This window comes from Peribacillus deserti (assembly GCF_016909175.1).
Lineage (GTDB): Bacteria > Bacillota > Bacilli > Bacillales > DSM-1321 > Paraperibacillus > Paraperibacillus deserti.
Genome location: NZ_JAFBFI010000002.1, coordinates 119,543 through 137,013 on the forward strand (window position 1 = coordinate 119,543; position 17,471 = coordinate 137,013).

The 17,471-nt window shown below is 41.1% G+C and carries 16 protein-coding genes; 15 read left to right on the top strand and 1 reads right to left on the bottom strand.

Annotated features, from left to right (window positions below; translation table 11 throughout):
* Positions 1 to 36: 36 nt before the first annotated feature.
* The 6 genes from JOC77_RS02790 (at position 37) to JOC77_RS02815 (ending at position 8,045) form a co-directional block, all read left to right on the top strand.
* Positions 37 to 1,521, top strand: a complete 1,485-nt coding sequence (locus JOC77_RS02790; protein WP_239558560.1) for an alkaline phosphatase family protein — start codon at positions 37 to 39, stop codon at positions 1,519 to 1,521.
* A 744-nt stretch (positions 1,522 to 2,265) separates the two neighbouring features.
* A complete protein-coding gene (trhO, locus tag JOC77_RS02795; RefSeq protein WP_204538275.1) occupies positions 2,266 to 3,234 on the top strand; it encodes an oxygen-dependent tRNA uridine(34) hydroxylase TrhO in 969 nt (322 codons plus the stop codon).
* A gap of 375 nt (positions 3,235 to 3,609) precedes the next feature.
* The gene (gene pyrB / locus JOC77_RS02800; RefSeq protein ID WP_204538278.1) at positions 3,610 to 4,566 is read left to right on the top strand and encodes an aspartate carbamoyltransferase; all 957 of its coding nucleotides are present in this window, start codon (positions 3,610 to 3,612) and stop codon (positions 4,564 to 4,566) included.
* 584 nt (positions 4,567 to 5,150) lie between these two features.
* Positions 5,151 to 6,125, top strand: a complete 975-nt coding sequence (locus JOC77_RS02805; protein ID WP_204538281.1) for a cation diffusion facilitator family transporter — start codon at positions 5,151 to 5,153, stop codon at positions 6,123 to 6,125.
* A gap of 104 nt (positions 6,126 to 6,229) precedes the next feature.
* Positions 6,230 to 6,625, top strand: coding sequence for a hypothetical protein (locus JOC77_RS02810; RefSeq protein ID WP_204538283.1), 396 nt, complete (start codon positions 6,230 to 6,232; stop codon positions 6,623 to 6,625).
* A gap of 331 nt (positions 6,626 to 6,956) precedes the next feature.
* Positions 6,957 to 8,045, top strand: coding sequence for a branched-chain amino acid aminotransferase (locus JOC77_RS02815; protein ID WP_204538286.1), 1,089 nt, complete (start codon positions 6,957 to 6,959; stop codon positions 8,043 to 8,045).
* A gap of 267 nt (positions 8,046 to 8,312) precedes the next feature.
* On the opposite strand, the gene JOC77_RS02820 is transcribed toward JOC77_RS02815, so the two are convergent.
* Entirely contained in the window at positions 8,313 to 9,071 is a 759-nt protein-coding gene (locus tag JOC77_RS02820) for a (S)-benzoin forming benzil reductase (RefSeq protein ID WP_204538289.1), read from the bottom strand.
* A 162-nt stretch (positions 9,072 to 9,233) separates the two neighbouring features.
* Between JOC77_RS02820 and JOC77_RS02825 the strand changes: the two genes are divergently transcribed.
* From JOC77_RS02825 to JOC77_RS02865, 9 genes are all read left to right on the top strand, one after another.
* Positions 9,234 to 10,079 (top strand): patatin-like phospholipase family protein, encoded by an 846-nt coding sequence (locus JOC77_RS02825; protein ID WP_204538292.1) that lies wholly within the window; start codon positions 9,234 to 9,236, stop codon positions 10,077 to 10,079.
* 38 nt (positions 10,080 to 10,117) lie between these two features.
* On the top strand, positions 10,118 to 10,453 hold the full coding sequence (locus JOC77_RS02830) for an MGMT family protein (protein ID WP_204538295.1): 336 nt from the start codon (positions 10,118 to 10,120) through the stop codon (positions 10,451 to 10,453).
* A 1-nt stretch (position 10,454) separates the two neighbouring features.
* Positions 10,455 to 10,874 (top strand): thiol-disulfide oxidoreductase DCC family protein, encoded by a 420-nt coding sequence (locus JOC77_RS02835; RefSeq protein ID WP_204538298.1) that lies wholly within the window; start codon positions 10,455 to 10,457, stop codon positions 10,872 to 10,874.
* A gap of 3 nt (positions 10,875 to 10,877) precedes the next feature.
* Positions 10,878 to 11,843 carry an HD domain-containing protein gene (locus JOC77_RS02840; protein ID WP_204538301.1) on the top strand — a complete coding sequence of 322 codons (966 nt, stop codon included), beginning with the start codon at positions 10,878 to 10,880 and terminating at the stop codon, positions 11,841 to 11,843.
* A gap of 446 nt (positions 11,844 to 12,289) precedes the next feature.
* The gene (locus JOC77_RS02845; protein ID WP_204538304.1) at positions 12,290 to 12,952 is read left to right on the top strand and encodes a CoA transferase subunit A; all 663 of its coding nucleotides are present in this window, start codon (positions 12,290 to 12,292) and stop codon (positions 12,950 to 12,952) included.
* On the top strand, positions 12,949 to 13,623 hold the full coding sequence (locus tag JOC77_RS02850; RefSeq protein WP_204538307.1) for a 3-oxoacid CoA-transferase subunit B: 675 nt from the start codon (positions 12,949 to 12,951) through the stop codon (positions 13,621 to 13,623). Before JOC77_RS02845 ends, JOC77_RS02850 begins: the two co-directional genes overlap by 4 nt.
* Positions 13,623 to 14,819 carry a thiolase family protein gene (locus JOC77_RS02855; protein WP_204539153.1) on the top strand — a complete coding sequence of 399 codons (1,197 nt, stop codon included), beginning with the start codon at positions 13,623 to 13,625 and terminating at the stop codon, positions 14,817 to 14,819. Before JOC77_RS02850 ends, JOC77_RS02855 begins: the two co-directional genes overlap by 1 nt.
* Positions 14,804 to 16,189: an aminotransferase family protein gene (locus JOC77_RS02860; RefSeq protein WP_239558561.1), complete on the top strand. Its 1,386-nt coding sequence runs from the start codon at positions 14,804 to 14,806 to the stop codon at positions 16,187 to 16,189. The genes JOC77_RS02855 and JOC77_RS02860 overlap by 16 nt, the downstream gene beginning before the upstream one ends.
* On the top strand, positions 16,173 to 17,471 hold the full coding sequence (locus JOC77_RS02865) for an aspartate aminotransferase family protein (RefSeq protein ID WP_204538309.1): 1,299 nt from the start codon (positions 16,173 to 16,175) through the stop codon (positions 17,469 to 17,471). The genes JOC77_RS02860 and JOC77_RS02865 overlap by 17 nt, the downstream gene beginning before the upstream one ends.

Here is a 17,471-nt window from a genome sequence, read left to right on the forward strand (position 1 = left end):
GTTAAAGATTGCAATTATGAAGAGGGTGAAAGCAAGTTGGAGGCAGATAAAAAAGTAAATTTAGATATAAAACCTGTAATTATGCTGGTGGTTGATACGTTAATGGATGAACCTCTTCAGGAGGCTGTAAATAAAGGGAGGGCTCCTGCCCTTAAATTTTTAATGGATAAAGGGAGCTATTTTCCTGGAATGGTAGTTCCTTTTCCAACAATGTCAGTGAATGTGGACACCACTTTATTGACCGGTACCTATTGTGACAAGCACCATCTGCCGGGGTTAGCCTGGTTTGATGAGAGAGAAAACCGGCTTATCAACTATGGAACTCATTATCGCGAATTGTTCAAGCTGGGGTTTGGCAGGGCGGTTAATGATTTATTATTTGAGATGAATGAACACCATATCAGCCATGAAGTATCTACCATTCATGAGGATTTAGAGAAAAAGGGCCATGCATCCGCCTCAATAAATGCACTGGTTTACAGAGGAAATACGGCTCATCATGTTCAATTATCTAAAATACTAAGATGGTTAACAAGGATCAAAAAAAATAGGCCAATGTATGCTTCCCGAATTTTTTCCTATGGATCCTTTACAAGGATACATCCATCGAGAAAAAACCAGTACTTTTGGAAAAGGTTAGGATTTAATGATTCCTCCGCCGTCCAGCAGATCACCAAGCTTCTTAAAGGAAAAAATCTCCCAGTCTTTTCAATTGTTTACTTGCCTGAACTTGATCAAAGAGTACACAAAAAAGGGAGAATGGATATAAAGGGAGTAGAACAGGCAGATAAACAGCTTCAAAAAATTTTGAATGCCTATCCTTCATGGGAACGCGCTATAGAGGAAAGTGTATGGATCACTATGGGCGATAACGGACAGGCATGGGTGGACCCGAACCGAAACAAAGCTTTAATTAATCTAAAAAAGCTGCTGAAACCTTATAAAATCATGAAGTTACGTAAAGGAGTTCATCCATATGATGAACTGGTCCTGGCTGTAAACGACCGTATGGCTTATATCTATACTCTGCAATCTCATATCTCGTTAGAAGTAATTTCAGATATCTTAAAAAAAGATCATAGGATCGATGTGATTGCCTGGAAGAAAAACGATTTTATAGAGGTGCGCAGGGGCGGATCAGAAGCAGCGATGCGCTTTAAGCCTGAAGGAGAGTACAGTGATATATATGGACAATCCTGGACAATTTCCGGAGATCTATCCATTCTTGATCTATCTATACATAATAAAAATATTGAATACGATGACTATCCTGATGCATTGGCTAGGCTGCATAGCAGCTTGAATTCTCACGAAGGTACCTTCCTAATTGTAAGTGCCTGTCCGGGAATTGAATTCATTGGCGAAGGCTCACCTGCACATATTGGCGGTGCTGGGCATGGAGGACTACACAAACAAGATTCTCTGGTCCCTATCATTATTACAGGAACCGATTCCCAACCCCCACAGTTCAGAATGGTTGATTTGAAAAAATGGATATTATCGTTACTGGATATTAAGTGAAAAGAGAAGAAATTTTCTGTTGCGAGTGGTAATTGAGGCTGTTTGCAAGTAAATATATTTTTTTACTAGCAGTCATTGGCGCATAAATTTTCGGTGATGGCTCATTTATTTAATTTCATAACAACTCTTTCAGAACTGGCTTTTGTGGAACTGAATATGACTATTGGGGTTAGAGCAAATAGACTAGGTAAAACGCAATCAGCCAAAGTGCTAAGCAAAAAGAATTGGACAACACAAATCTTTTTTTATTATTTGGCTACGGCGCATAAATTTTCCGTTATGGCTCATTTATTTTGAAAACCGGCTCATTTAATTTCAGAAAGGGTCATATTTTTTTCTGGACCGCTTAGATCAGTAACTGGCATGGTTAGGTTTGAATAGAGATCTATCCGCGGCAGCGCAAACAGAATTGGTAAAACGCAAAAAATAAATCATAAGAATGCACAATTATTTTTTTATTATTTGGCAATGGTTTTGGATTATTAGCAGGCACCGCAGTTTTTTTACATAATACTTTTATCACCAGTAAAAGTCTTTAGTCTATTTATCCTATAAAAAAATGAGTATCCTGCTTTTTTTAACTTAAAATAACTTCTACTTAATGTATCACATTTTTATTTTAGAATGGGGAAAAATAAAACGTGATTTTGTTCTTCTATTTTGGTATAATGTTGATTCGTAAGAATTTAGTGTCATATTTACATTAATATCTTGCAAATATTATTGATAAGGTGGCAGATTACCATGAGTCAAAAACCGTACAGAGTATTATTATATTACATGTATGTTAATATTGAGGATCCAGCTGAGTTCGCTGCAGAGCATTTAAAGTTTTGTAAAGAGCTTGGCCTGATGGGCAGAATTTTAGTAGCATCAGAAGGGATTAATGGAACAGTATCTGGTACGATTGAGCAAACAGATAAATATATGGAAACCATGAAACAAGATCCGCGTTTTGCTGATATGATTTTCAAAATTGATGAAGCGGAAGGACATGCTTTCAAAAAAATGAAAGTGCGCCATCGTCCGGAACTTGTAACTCTTCGCTTGGAAGATGATGTTAATCCGCTTGAACTTACAGGAACATATTTGAATCCTGCCGAGTTCCGTGAACAAATACAGCAGGAAGATACTATTCTTCTTGACGCAAGAAATGATTATGAATTTGATTTAGGACACTTTAGAGGTGCGGTCCGCCCTGATATTGAAAACTTCCGTGACCTTCCAGACTGGGTTAGGGAAAATAAGGACATGCTTGAAGGCAAGAAAATCATCACTTATTGTACCGGTGGAATCCGCTGTGAAAAATTCTCTGGCTGGCTCAAAAAAGAGGGCTTCGAGGATGTGGCACAGCTGCATGGTGGAATTGTAACTTATGGTAAAGATCCCGAGGTTCAAGGAGAACTATGGGATGGCCAGCTGTATGTATTCGATGAGAGAATAGCTGTTCCAGTTAATCAGAAGGAACATGTTGTTGTCGGAAAAGATTACTATACTGGTGAACCTTGTGAACGGTATGTGAATTGTGCGAATCCTGCATGCAACAAAAAGATTTTGTGTTCTGAGGAAAATGAACATAAATATCTGCGCAGCTGTTCACACGAATGCCGTGTTCATCCAAATAACCGCTATATCCCTGAGCACGGTTTAACAGAAGAAGAAGTACAAGGAAGATTAAAAGCAATCGAACAAGAATCTATGCAGGTTAATTAATTCACAAACCCGGGAAATCCCGGGTTTTTTGTGCTATTTATTGACAAGCTTGAAAAGCTTATGTCATAATTTCAGTAATTGAAAATCGCAGTTACCTTTAAATTTAGTCCAGAGAGACTGACAAGGTATAGAATTGACTGGGTGAACAAAACGCTTGGATACTTAATGTATTATGGTGAAGAGCCATATCATACATTTTAGAAGTCTGATTAAAGCCATTTTACCCGTGCCCTGGATTGCCTGCTGGCAAACAGAGCTGAGATTCCTTACTCTTAAAGCACCAGCCTCCTGTATCTATTTAACAGGAGGCTTTTTATTGCGAATTTAAAGGTTGGTTCATATTCCAACAAATATACCAGCCAGGGGGCAGGAACCATGAAACTTTATCACGTACTTGGAGCTAAACAATATAACCGCCGCACTCTTGAAGACGTCTATGAAACAGCAGACCGCATGGAGAAGGTTGTAAAAAATGGCGGGAGTGACATTTATTCTAACAAGATTATGACCACTCTGTTTTTTGAACCGAGCACAAGGACTCGCTTATCCTTTGAGTCAGCTATCAGCCGCCTTGGCGGAAAAGTAATCGGAACAGAGAACGCAGGACAATTTTCTTCTGCAACAAAAGGTGAAACCTTGGAGGATACCATTAGAGTTGTATCCGAATATTGCGACGTGATCGTGATGCGCCATACGGACATTGGTGCTGCCGAAAGAGCTTCAGCTGTAGCATCTGTTCCCATTCTCAATGCAGGTGACGGAGGAGGAGAGCACCCAACACAGGCCCTTCTTGATGTATACACCATAAAAAAAGAGCTGGGTACTTTGGATAATCTGCATGTAGTGATGGTGGGAGATCTTAAATATGGCCGGACTGTTCATTCTTTGTCCTATATGCTCGCTAATTACGAGAATGTTCATATAACATTTACGGCTCCTGATAATGTTCAAATACCAGTTTATGTAAAAGATTATCTTAACGAAAGGGGAGTCTCTTACTCGGAAGAAATCGATTTAAGGAAAGCAGTAAGAAATGCAGATGTAGTTTACCAGACTCGAATTCAAAAAGAACGGTTTGCTTCCACGGCTGATTTTGAGAAGGCCAACGGGAAATATATTATTAATGATGCTATTCTTTCTAACATGAAACCAAATTGTATCATTCTTCATCCACTGCCAAGGGCAGGAGAAATCGAACATAGTGTCGATTCTGACCCGCGGGCTGCTTATTTCAGACAGGCGCAAAATGGCCTTTACATCCGAATGGCGCTTCTGGAGAAATGCTTTGAACCATCAAAAGCTATGGCTCTGCCCGACCCTGTAAATGTATAAAGCGAAAAGCCGGACCATGTGGGTCTGGCTTTTTTTGGTATGGGACTTTCTTCCATTATTTGAACGTTATAGAAATTTATGTGGCAATAATCAAAATTTATGTGGCATAACACCACTTTTATGTGGCTGAAATTAAAATCCAAATGGAAGGATCAAACTTAGTTCAATCCGTTAATGCCCTAAATCTGGAGTATTCGCTTGCCCATCATAGTTTGATGCTTTACCTCCACCTTTTTGGATCTGGCAAATAAAATCTTAGAGCCCCAACATAGCGAACGCCCCACAAAATCCATTATATTTTATTCAAAAGAGTTACTTACTTTTAGGAAGAAAATTATTAATCATTTTTTTCTTTACTAATTCAAAGATTCGATGGTTTGAATAAACCGAGCAGATTGCCCTAGCATCTATACCTTTTTTAAGGAGTACCAAATAGGTTAGATGTTCTGAATAATAAAACTTAAGTATCCGGGCAAAGTCCTTAATACCCCATTTCATTTTCCCCTGCTTTCTATGTTTTTTCATAGTAAGGGGCGGGAAGGATAATAATAGTAGCGGTTGTTAACAGAGAGAGGGGTTAACTGATGAACGATTTATTTAAATTATTAAAGCAGGGAAATCGATCCGCATTATTAGCGGCAATTGTGAATACGATTATAGCCATTATAAAAGGTGCAGCCTATTTATTTACCGGGAATGTTGCCATGTTTGCTGAAACGATGCATAGCCTGGGGGATGCAGCCAATCAGTTTTTTGTTTATGTAGGTACAGCTTTAAGCAAAAGGGCGCCAAATGATCGGTTTCCGGGCGGTTTTGGGCGTTTAGTTCATCTCGTGCTCCTGGGAGCAGTCCTAATCGTTGGGATTATGGCCTATGAAACAATAGTGGAAGGATATCATCATATACTCCATCCGGCTGAATCAAAAGGGCTTTTATTAATTATCGCCATACTTGCAGCAGCCACTATACTAGAAGTTTTTGTTCTTTTTAAGGCAATGAAAGAAATTCTTCATGATGCTGATATTAAAGCCAGCGGTTTTTCAATTGTAACGAAAAGTTTGTCGAATTTTAAAAGAGGCAAGCCAGCCACAAGACTGGTATTCATGGAAGACACAGTAGCTGCTGCCGGCGGGCTGCTGGCTATTGCTGCTGTTCTCATATCCCATTATACCCCTTTCCATGAGGCTGAGGGAATCGCTTCAATCCTTATTGGTGTCATGATGTTCCTAGTGGTAGGTAAGGTCTTTTTGGATAATGCTCGCGGAGTGCTCGGTGAATCAGATGTTGAAATGGAGCAGAAAATTGGTGAGATGGTCATGAAGGATCCCGATGTAAAAGATGTAGGAGAAGTGGTGGTGATCAAAGAAGGAGACCAGCTTCATGTTGAACTGGAAATTGAAATTAACCCGGCTATGTCTTTTGCAGAAGCTGATGATATAAAGGATCGAATTGAAGAACAAGTTCGATCCCAGCGGGGCGTTACAGATGTTACGATAGAATTGGATGAAGATGACGGTATTCCAAGGTGGAACAGTAATTCAGCAGGTAGCAAGAAGTAAATGGAAATATTCTAATGAAATCCAGTGAGTCAGAAAATGTGTTGGTCATAAATACCCTTTGACGCAAATAAAATGGAAGAAAGAAAATTTTTGCGGAGGGAAATATGACTGGGACAAACAATTCTAAAGTAACAGAAGACATGGTTTCTAGATATCATGAATTGTATAAAAAGTCGAAACGTATTGAAAAGGAAATGTCTGATTTAAAAAAGCAATTCCATGATTTTTTTGATGAGAATGTCGGCCCTGAAACAAAAGGAGAGCTAGAATTTGATGGATATAAACTGCAGCGTCAGATAAGAAAATCTGAAAGTTTTATTTCTGATGCAACTATTGATAAATTAGAAAGCTTAAATTTAGCAGATTGTATCCAAGTGATTAGAAAGCCGCATGAAGAAAAAATAAAATCAGCTCTCACCTTAGGCTTTATTACCCCTTCCGACCTGGAAGACTGCATTTATAGAAAGATATCATCTGCAATCGTGGTTAAAGAAAAATAGGCATCAGGGTTAAACTTTTGTTTAACCCTTTTTATTTTACTTTGTTAAAGTTCATTGTGGATTTCAGTACTATGTTGATCTTCCCTGCAGGTGCGAGACCCAAGCGGGAAAAGCGGATAAAGGGAGACCCCGCAGGCGTTTAACGCAGAGGAGACTCCCGGACCGCCCGCGGAAAGCAATCCTTTCGCGGAAGTCAACAGCAAGTGTTATAGAGCATATTGTTTAAAAATTCAAATAATTTTATTAATTTTCTCCATTAAAGCATTGAAATTTTTTTTAGAAAGAGTAAAATAGTGGTTATTAGATTTTTCAGTATTTAGGAGGCATAGTCATGAAGGGCCAAACAATAAACCTTAATCTTAGTACAACAAGAAAACCTAAGCCGCAAACAGACCAGCTGCAATTTGGAAGGAACTTCACCGACCATATGTTTATGATGGATTACACGGAAGGAAAAGGCTGGCACGATCCGCAAATCGTTCCATATCAGCCGATTTCACTGGATCCTGCTTCTATGGTTTTTCATTACGGGCAAACTGTCTTTGAAGGTTTAAAGGCATATGTACAGGGCGAAAGAATTTTGCTATTTAGGCCAGAAAAAAATTTCCAAAGATTGAATATATCGAATGAGCGATTGTGCATTCCTCATATAGATGAAGAATTTGTACTCGAAGCACTTGAAGAATTAATTAATATAGATCATGAATGGATTCCAGTGGGAGAAGGAACATCCCTTTATATTCGTCCATTTATTATTTCCACAGAGCCCTTTTTAGGAGTAGCTCCGTCAAGGCATTTTAAATTCATGATTATTCTCTCTCCTGTAGGTTCCTACTATACGGAAGGAATCAAACCTATTAAAATCGGAGTGGAAAGTGATTATGTCCGAGCAGTAAAAGGCGGGACAGGGACAGCTAAGACAGGAGGCAATTATGCAGCCAGCCTGAAAGCCCAGGAATCAGCCCATTTAAAAGGCTGTGCACAGGTGTTGTGGCTGGATGGTTTAGAAAAGAAGTATATTGAAGAAGTAGGCAGCATGAACGTATTTTTCAAGATTAATGGAGAAGTGGTAACTCCAGAGCTAAACGGAAGTATCCTTGATGGTGTTACCCGCAGCTCGATCATTCAGCTTGTAAAACACTGGGGCATCCCTCTAACTGAACGTAAAGTTTCTATGGAGGAACTGGATCAGGCCCATAAGGACGGCCTCCTTGAAGAAGCATTTGGCACTGGAACAGCGGCTGTTATATCCCCTGTGGGAGAGTTTGTCTGGGAGGAGAAAAGCCTTGTAATCAATGGAGGAGAAACAGGTGAACTTTCTAAAAGGCTGTATGACACTTTAACCGGGATACAAACTGGTGTGGTAGAAGATCCATTCGGCTGGGTAAAAGAAATTCAAAAAGTTAAATCGTACGTCTAAAGACAAAAAGGGCGGCCCGCTTGCGAGCCAGCCCTTTTTCTTATTTTTACGGGTTGAATGGTTAAAGAAAAGAATTGTCAGGAAGTTGTTCTTTGGTTTAGGGTTGTTAATAACAAGAACAATATAAAATCATAAATTCCAAAAACTCCCTATAAATAAAGTGCTAAAGTATAGAAAATATAAAAGAATGAGCCGCCAAGAATTTTTGCCTAATGGTCGTTCTTGCCGCAAAACAATTAGCCGATATGTAAAAAAAGTAAAAAATCCTTATTTTAATAAGTCATTCACATAATAGATCCGCCCATTTTCTAGATCTCCAGAAATGAGTAATTTAACTAAGCAGCTTCCAACTTGTTCTGGGCTTCTAAGCAATCCTTTGTCCCTATATTCCAAAAACTTTTCAAGATCGTTGAAAGCTTCCTTTCCGGATGAGCGGATCGTGTGCTGCATATTGGTATCCATGATGCCGGGGCTGAAAGCATTAATCATAAAATTTTTCTTTCCATGTTCAGCTTCCAGTGCTGCTGTTTTTGTAAACAGATTTAAAGCAGCCTTCGTACTCCCGTAAATACTCCACCCCTGTATAGGTCTTTCGCCTGCTCCGGAGGTTATATTCATCACATTAACTTTTACTTCACTGTCTTTTGCTTTCTCCAAAAAAAGGTTTGTAATCATGATGGGAGCAGTCAAATTCACCTGGATACTGGATATAATATCATGAAAATCCAGGTTACCTACTGTTTCAATAGGCTCCACCACACCAGCATTATTGATTAGATATACGATGTCTTTTTCCTGATCCAATACCTGCTCAGCTATTTGCCCGAAAACTGAAATTGTTTCGTCTGAGCTCGATAAGTCACAGGAAAAATGAGAGTAGGATACATTGGCTGAAAGTGATTTTTCCTTTAATTTTTGACTTTCCCGCCTAGAAACTGATATCAGTTTTATTCCCTCTTCAACCAATTTTAAGGCAGCTGCTTCACCAAGACCTGTTGACGCACCTGTTATTATTGCGTAAGCCATAACCTCACACCTTTTCTATTTGGATTTGCTACCTGTAAAAAACGCTGGAACAAACATTAGACAGGCTCAGCACTTTATATGATAAACTATTTACATTATAAACCTGATTTTTAAATTGACCAGCTGATTTACCAGCAGAAAAAATAAAAAGAGGCGAATGTTATGAATGCTACAGGATTAGTTTTAGAAGGCGGGGGCATGAGGGGAGTATTCACTGCCGGGGTTCTTCACTATTTTATGGAAAATGAAATCTATATTCCATATGTTGTCGGAGTTTCGGCAGGTGCCTGCAATGGTTCTTCCTATATCTCTCGTCAAATCGAACGCAACCGTATAGTTAATATTGATTATATTTCGCACCCTGAATATATTTCGATTAAACGGTATTTCAAAAACAGAGAATTATTCGGAATGGATTTTTTGTTTAATAAGCTGCCCAATGAATTAGTGCCATTCGATTTTGAAACGTTTGGAAGTGCCAGAGAAAAGTTTGTTGTCGGGACAACCGATTGTGTAACAGGTGAGCCGGTGTACTTTGAAAAAAAAGAGTATGAAAAGGATATGTTAACGATCTTAAGGGCTTCAAGCTCCCTCCCTTTTATGGCGCCGGAAGTAGAATTTCAGGGGCGGCTGCTTTTGGATGGCGGAATAGCGGACCCCATTCCAATCAAGAAGTCAGAAACTGACGGGAATACGAAGAACGTAGTGGTGTTAACCCGAAATAAAGGGTATCAAAAAAGCAAAGCATCATTCGGATGGCTGCTGAGGAGAAGAAGCCGTCATCAGGGATTAGTGAATGCAATTCTAGAGCGTCATCTTAAATATAACCAAACTGTGGCATATCTTGAAGAAAAAGAAGCTAGAGGGGAAGTTTTCATTATTCGGCCTGAGGGGAAATTAGATGTCGGCCGTGTTGAGCGCAACCCGGAAAAATTATCGAGACTCTATCAGCAGGGATATGAGCAGGCAAAAAAAGTACATGGTCAGCTTAACATGTTTATAGGATAAGAGAGATATATCAGTCTGAAATAGGGAAGTGCCATTCTTTGACTAATTTTACTAGGAGAGCTGTTTCCATTATTAAAAGAATTCCAAGAGGCAAAGTAATGTTCTATGGGCAGATCGCAAGGCTCTCAGGGAGTCCAAGGGGAGCCAGGCAGGTGGTCCGGATTCTCCACTCCATGTCTGAAAAATACGATCTTCCATGGCATAGAGTGATTAATGCAAAAGGCGAAATAGCCTTTACAAGTGAAGATTCAGCAAACGAGCAAAAAGAGAAACTATTAGTAGAAGGTATAATCATTGACAGCCATAACAGAATTGATCTAGAGAAATACCTTTATCACCCGGAGATCGATCATACATGGATGGAAGGTGAGTAGATTGCATAATAATCACTCTATTATTCTATTTGACGGCGTATGTAACCTATGTAACTCGGCCGTGCAGTTTATTGTAAAAAGAGACAAACAGGGTCATTTTTCCTTTGCCTCACTGCAATCTGATATAGGCAGGCAGTTAATTGAAAAATTTCATGTAGCCGAAGAAATAGATTCTATTATACTTCTCGAGAACAATCGTGCCTATATTTACTCAGACGCTGCCCTTCGGATTGCCTCCAGTCTAGAAGGCGGCTTTCGGGCAGCAAAAGTTCTACTCATCATTCCAAGGCCGGTGAGAGATTTTTTTTACAAAATAATAGCACGGAACCGCTACAAGTGGTTTGGCAGAAGAAATGAATGCATGCTGCCAACAAAAGAATTAAAAAGCAGGTTTTTAGTGAATGGAACCATAAAGGAGTAGTTTATGGCAGTAAAAGATAGTCTGTATGGCGAGTTTAACCTCGAGCAGGTTTTTTATGATTTAATTTCAACTGAGGCCGTGCAAAGGCTTAAATATATTCATCAGGGCGGCGCAAGCTATCTGGTTAACCCGAGCTGGAATGTTACCCGGTATGAGCATTCCATTGGAGTCATGCTGTTAGTCAGGAAACTAGGTGGTTCAGTAAGGGAGCAGATAGCCGGCCTCATACATGATATATCCCATACAGCCTTCTCTCATGTAATAGATGTAGTAATGAAAAACCCCAATCAGGATTATCATGATCAGATTTTTCCTGACATATTTTACAATTCCGAGATTCCTGATGTACTGCTCAAGCACGGATTTGCCCCGGAAGAAATTTTACCCATAGATCAATGGCCGCTATTAGAACAGCCTCTGCCGGATTTATGTGCTGACCGGATCGATTATACACTTAGGGATTTACTGTCCTACAAGAAGATTTCAGCAGCCGAGAAAGACAGCTTTCTAAGTGAATTAACCGTTATGGATAACAGAATATGCATAAAAAATTTGAAAGCCGCTGAATGGTTTGCTGGAGCTTATTATAAAGAAGTTATTGATTTCTTCCTGGATCCACTAAATGTATTTGGATATGCGGTACTATCCGATTTAATTACAGAGGCACTCACAAAGGAAATCCTAACGATCTCTGATTTAAGAAAAAATGATGAAGTGGTCTGGAATATTTTAAGCAGCTCAAAAGACTCGGTGATTGTTTCTAAAAGGGAGCAGCTGTCAAAACGTATCGTACTTGATGTAAAAAATTATGATTACCATACAAAGAAGAAGATCAGGATTATCGACCCATTAGTCTGCTATAAAAATCAACTTCGAAGAGGATCTGAAGTTTCTAGTAAAATAGCCAGTTTAAAAGAAAATGCTCTCCAAAGATCTTCCCATGGAACATATATATGGATATTGGATTAACAGACCTTTTGGGGTTCTTTTTTTTGTCCAAATTAGATGTATTTCTATTGAATTAAAAGCTTTATTTTTTTTATCTGCCATATAAACAATTTAGTTGTATACGCTAGAACCGGGACCATCGCATAAATAAGTACTAATATTTTCGTAGAGCGGGAGATAGAATGATACAAAGAATCAAAATGTGGATGATGGAAGAAAGGTCATTGTAAGATCGGTTGAAAGATGAAACTAACCTTTTGCAGTTTCGTTTACAAGTTGGCTTAACATAAAGGATAACGATCATTTCGACTCTTCTATCATCATATTTAAGCTGAGCGGTCTTGTAGAAGGTACTGAAGAATCTATACGGTTTTTCAAGGCTTTAGAGTCTGCTCAGCTTTTTTCTTATTGCGTCCTGAAGATCACTTAAAGACCTCAGTTTCCTGAAATAAAAAGGGGGAAGGCGATTGAAAAAGCTGATTACACCGCAGGAGGCTGTGACTTACATCAAAGACGGGTGCCGGGTCATGGTTGGGGGCTTTGGGCTGGTTGGCTGCCCGCTGACACTCGTTGATGCACTCCTTGATACAGCCGTAAAAGATTTGGAAATTATCAGCAACAATTTAGGTGAACCTGGAAAAGGTCTAGGTGCATTAGTAAGACAGCAAAGAGTCAGGAAAGGCATTGGATCCTACTTCACCTCAAATCCTGAAGTAGCTGCATCCTATCACAGGGGAGAACTTGAAGTCGAGCTCCTCCCGCAGGGAACCTTATCTGAAGCAATCCGGGCAGGCGGTGCGGGGATCGCAGCATTTTATACACCCGTCGGAGCCGGAACAGAAATAGCGGCGGGGAAAGAGGAGAGAGTCTTCTCGAATCAGAAATTCATTCTCCAGGAAGCCTTAAAAGCGGATGTAGCATTAATAAAGGCCTGCCAGGCAGATGAACTCGGAAATCTAATTTATACAAAGTCAGCACGTAACTTTAATCCGATTATGGCTACTGCAGCTAAGATTGTCATTGCTGAGATTGATGAAATGGTCCCAATAGGGGAACTGTCTCCTGAACATATCGTGACTCCTCACCTATTTGTTGATTTTTTAGTTCTAAAGGAGGCGGGCCGCACATGAGTATTAAAAATGATATCGCTAAAAGGGCTGCAGCTTCTTTAAAGGATGGAGATATTGTCAACCTGGGAATCGGAATTCCGACACTTGTAGCAGATTATATTCCTGAAAACATTATGGTGTTTCTCCATTCGGAAAATGGAATTCTGGGTGTAGGGCCTACCCCAGCTGAAGGGATGGCAGATAAAAATCTAGTCAATGCAGGGAAGCTGCCGGTTACAGTGGAAAAAGGAGCCTCTTTTTTTGACAGTGCTTCTTCTTTTGGAATGATTCGTGGCGGTCATGTGGATGTATCCATTCTCGGAGTATTGGAAGTGGACGAAAGGGGAAGAGTCGCTAATTGGTCTGTACCAGGTAAAAGTGTACTCGGAGTCGGCGGAGCGATGGATCTGCTCGAAGGCTCGAAAAAGGTCATAGTCACTACCCTGCATACGGCCAAAAAGGGAGACGCAAAAATTGTAAAAACTCTTCACTATCCAATTACATCTGAGCGTCAAGTTGATTTAATCATTACAGACCTGGCTGTTTTTGAAGTGGATTCAGAAGGATTAATTTTAACTGAGCTCTCTCCCGGAGTGAAACTGAAGGAAGTTAAGGAAAAAACAGAAGCAGCCTTCCGTTTGAAAGAAGACTTAATTACCCGAGAGTCAAAACGAGGGGAGGGGGCTGAGTGATGGTCGTGATCGTGAGTGCGCGAAGAACAGCCATAGGAAGATATGGCGGAGCACTGGCAGAATGCAAACCCGAGGATCTGCTTGCTGTGGTTATGAAGAATGCTTTGTCAACAGCAGGATGTTCTTCTTCCATTGTCGATGAAGTGATCGCAGGACAAACGAAACAAAGTGCAGAAGCGCCTAATATTGCAAGAGTGGCTGCTTTGAAGGCAGGATTTCCGGAAACGGTCATAGGACATACCGTTCAAACACAATGCGGTTCTGGACTGCAGGCCGTCATTAATGGAGCCATGTCAATACGAACAGGGCAGTCTGAACTAATTCTTGCTGGCGGGGTGGAGTGCATGTCGCAGGCTCCCTTTTACTTTACTGGAAACCGTATGGGCATTAAACCGGGAGATCTCACTCTTTATGATTCAAATACAAGAAGCCAGCCCTGCTCTCAGCCTCAGGATATGTATGGATCTTTTAGTATGGGGCAAACTGCCGAATGGCTTGCCGAAAAATTCAGCATCAGCAGGGCTGAACAGGATGAATTTGCGCTCTGCAGCCAGGATAAAGCATTCAAAGCCATAGAAAGCGGCCGGTTTGCAGAGGAAATTGTGCCTGTTATAGTTCCAAAAGGCAAGAGGGAATCCGAACGGTTTGCCGTTGATGAACACCCTAGAAAAACGAGCCTTGAAAAATTGTCACAGCTTGCTCCTGCATTCACTAGCGGCGGAACTGTAACAGCGGGAAATGCATCAGGAAGAAATGACGGCGCAGCCGCTCTTCTAATGATGTCAGAGGAAAAAGCAAGAAACCTGGGACTTACTCCGCTTGCCAAAATCCGTTCATGGGCAGGGGCGGGAGTTTCACCAAAAGAGATGGGACTCGGCCCAGTTCCGGCTGCAGAAAAAGCACTTATAAAAGCGGGGCTGAAAATGAATGACATTGATCTTGTAGAAATAAATGAAGCATTCAGTGCCCAGGTGCTGGCCTGCCTGCGACATTGGCCAGAGCTCGATAGGAACAAAATAAATGTGAATGGAGGAGGAATAGCACTAGGCCATCCGCTGGGATGCAGCGGCGCGCGAATCCTTGTCACACTCATCCACGAGCTTCATAAAACTAAACTCACCTACGGTTTAGCTGCTCTATGTGCAGCAGGAGGCCTTGGTATTGCAATGGTGGTGGAACGTTGGAAAGAGGAATGAGGGATGACCATGTTTTTCACCGCGACTTGTCAAAGAAGTATCCTCTTATCACACATGGGAAAGGTTCGTACTTGTACAGCGAGGAAGGCACAAGATATCTGGATGCCTGCTCAGGAGCAGTGGCTGCAAATCTGGGGCATGGAATTGAAGAAATTGCATCGGCAATGGCAAACCAGGCGAAAAGGGCAGCTTTTGTTCATACGCTGAGATTTGAGACACCTGTTCTGTATAAACTTTCCGAGAAAATAGCCCGGTTTGCTCCTGATGGATTAAATAAGGTGTACTTTACTTCAGGAGGATCAGAGGCAAATGAGAGTGCCATTAAATTGGCAAGGCAATTTCATAGAGATGCTGGAAAACCTGAAAAGCATGTGGTGATTGGAAGGTGGCAGTCTTATCACGGAAATACCTTTGGCTCACTATCTGCTGGAGGTGATATTAAAAGAAGGCAGGTCTACACACCCAACCTGCTGCACTTTACTCATATTCACTCTCCAAACTGTTTGAGATGCCCATTTCAACGGGATAAAGGTGATTGTGACAGCAGGCAGGACTGGTCCTGTTCAACCAGTTTGGAGCAGCTGATACTTGAAGTCGGCCCTCAAAATGTTTCTGCTTTCATCGCGGAACCTATTACTGGAAGCCAGTTGGGTTCGGTCGTTCCCCCTGACAATTATTTTAAGGAAGTGCGGAGAATTTGTGATCAATATGATGTTCTTCTTATTGCAGATGAAGTCATGACTGGTTTTGGCCGAACAGGAAAAACCTTTGCCATAGAATATTTTGATGTGATTCCTGACATTATTACTTTTGGTAAAGGAATATCTGCCGGCTATGCACCGCTGGCAGGGATGATTGTGCATGACCGGTTGATTAAGGGCCTGATTCAGAACAGCAAAGGTAAATTCGTCCACGGGTATACCTACAGCGGCCATCCGGTGTCCGTGGCAGCAGGCCTGGCAGTTCTGGATATATATGAACGTGAAAAAATTCTTGAAAATGTTGTTGAAAAAGGAAATTACCTTTTACAGAAATTAATAGAATTAAAGAGAGAAATTCCTCTTATTTTTGATGTAAGAGGCAAAGGTCTGCTGCTGGGCCTAGAGTTTGCTGCCGATGCAGAAGGTACCCCTTTTAAACAAGACTTACAAATCACTGAACGAATTAATGAAAAAGCAATCGAATTGGGAGCGGTCTTTTACCCTGGCAGCGGTACGATTAACGGATATCTTGGAGACCATCTAATCGTAAGCCCGCCATTGAATAGTAAAACGAACGAGATCGATGAGTTAGTTCACATACTAAGAAAATCTATAAAGCTTACTATCGAGGAAATCAGGGAGGCTGGTTTTTATGACTCTGCAAAGTAAAACAGCAGAAATCCAGGAGAAAGCAAGAAGGCATTTGTCACCTGTTATGACAAGAGTGACGGAAATGGTTGTCGAGAGAGCAAAAGGAGCCCGATTTTGGACCTCAGATGGTGAAGAATATATCGATTTTGTCTCAGGAGTAGCGGTAAACGCCATTGGCCATGCACATGAAGCTATGGTGGAAGCGATCCAAAAGCAAGCAGAAGCTTTTATCCACTTTGGTCTTAATTATGGTTATTACGAAACTGCGGCAAATCTGGCCGAAAAACTGGCTGAAATCACTCCTGGGAGTCTGGATACCGTTTTCTTTTCAAATTCCGGTGGAGAAGCCATTGATGGAGCCTTAAAACTAGCAAAAGCAGTCACCGGGAGGCCAGGGATTATTGCCTTTGAAGGATCTTTTCATGGCCGGACCATGGGCGCGACAGCTATTACCGCATCCAGTTCTAAATATCGAAAATTTTATGAGCCTATTCTTGGTGAGGTCTATCATGCGCCATATCCATATCCCGGACAGCTCAGAGGAGTGAAAGAAGGCGAGATAACGGAATATTGTCTGGGGCAAATCCAGAAAATCTTTGATTTGCGTATAGATCCATCAAGGGTAGCTGCCATTATTATTGAGCCAGTAATGGGAGAAGGAGGGTATTTCCCGGCTCCGCCAGAATTTATACAGGAGCTGCGCCGTCTTTGCGATTCTCATGGGATCCTCCTCGTTTTTGATGAAGTCCAGACAGGCTTTGGCCGCACAGGAAAAATGTTTGCAGCAGAACATTCAGGAGTAACGCCCGATATTTTGGTTCTCGCGAAGGCATTATCAGGCGGAATGCCGCTCGGTGCCATAGTGGCTGCAAGGGAGCTTCATGAGAAATGGCCTGCAGGCGGACACGGATCAACCTTTGGAGGAAATCCAATATCATGTGCAGCTGCTCTTGCCAATATTAAGATTCTTCAAGAGGAAAACCTGATTGAAAGGAGCAGTAAGCTCGGTGAAAGAATCGTTACACGGCTTCGCAGCTCCTTAAAGGGTTTGGACGCTGTAAATGAGGTCCGAGGAATCGGACTAATGATTGGGATAGAATTTGAATCTTCCATTGCTGCTTCTGCAGTCCCCCACATTAAGCAGAAAGCGTTGGAAAATAAGCTTTTGATTATGAACTGCGGCGTTTACGGTCAAACCATTCGCTTGATGCTTCCACTCAACATTGAAGAAGAAGTCCTGGAAAAAGGTCTTTCAATCCTGGAAAAGGCCATTAAAGAAACTCTCTCAAAGGAGGAATAA

Excerpts from the sequence above, each read along its gene's own strand:
- trhO (WP_204538275.1), top strand. The coding sequence starts at position 2,266 with ATGAGTCAAAAACCGTACAGAGTATTATTATATTACATGTATGTTAAT.
- pyrB (WP_204538278.1), top strand. The coding sequence starts at position 3,610 with ATGAAACTTTATCACGTACTTGGAGCTAAACAATATAACCGCCGCACT.
- JOC77_RS02805 (WP_204538281.1), top strand. The coding sequence starts at position 5,151 with ATGAACGATTTATTTAAATTATTAAAGCAGGGAAATCGATCCGCATTA.
- JOC77_RS02810 (WP_204538283.1), top strand. The coding sequence starts at position 6,230 with ATGACTGGGACAAACAATTCTAAAGTAACAGAAGACATGGTTTCTAGA.
- JOC77_RS02815 (WP_204538286.1), top strand. The coding sequence starts at position 6,957 with ATGAAGGGCCAAACAATAAACCTTAATCTTAGTACAACAAGAAAACCT.
- JOC77_RS02820 (WP_204538289.1), bottom strand. The coding sequence starts at position 9,071 with ATGGCTTACGCAATAATAACAGGTGCGTCAACAGGTCTTGGTGAAGCA.
- JOC77_RS02825 (WP_204538292.1), top strand. The coding sequence starts at position 9,234 with ATGAATGCTACAGGATTAGTTTTAGAAGGCGGGGGCATGAGGGGAGTA.
- JOC77_RS02840 (WP_204538301.1), top strand. The coding sequence starts at position 10,878 with ATGGCAGTAAAAGATAGTCTGTATGGCGAGTTTAACCTCGAGCAGGTT.
- JOC77_RS02850 (WP_204538307.1), top strand. The coding sequence starts at position 12,949 with ATGAGTATTAAAAATGATATCGCTAAAAGGGCTGCAGCTTCTTTAAAG.
- JOC77_RS02855 (WP_204539153.1), top strand. The coding sequence starts at position 13,623 with ATGGTCGTGATCGTGAGTGCGCGAAGAACAGCCATAGGAAGATATGGC.
- JOC77_RS02865 (WP_204538309.1), top strand. The coding sequence starts at position 16,173 with ATGACTCTGCAAAGTAAAACAGCAGAAATCCAGGAGAAAGCAAGAAGG.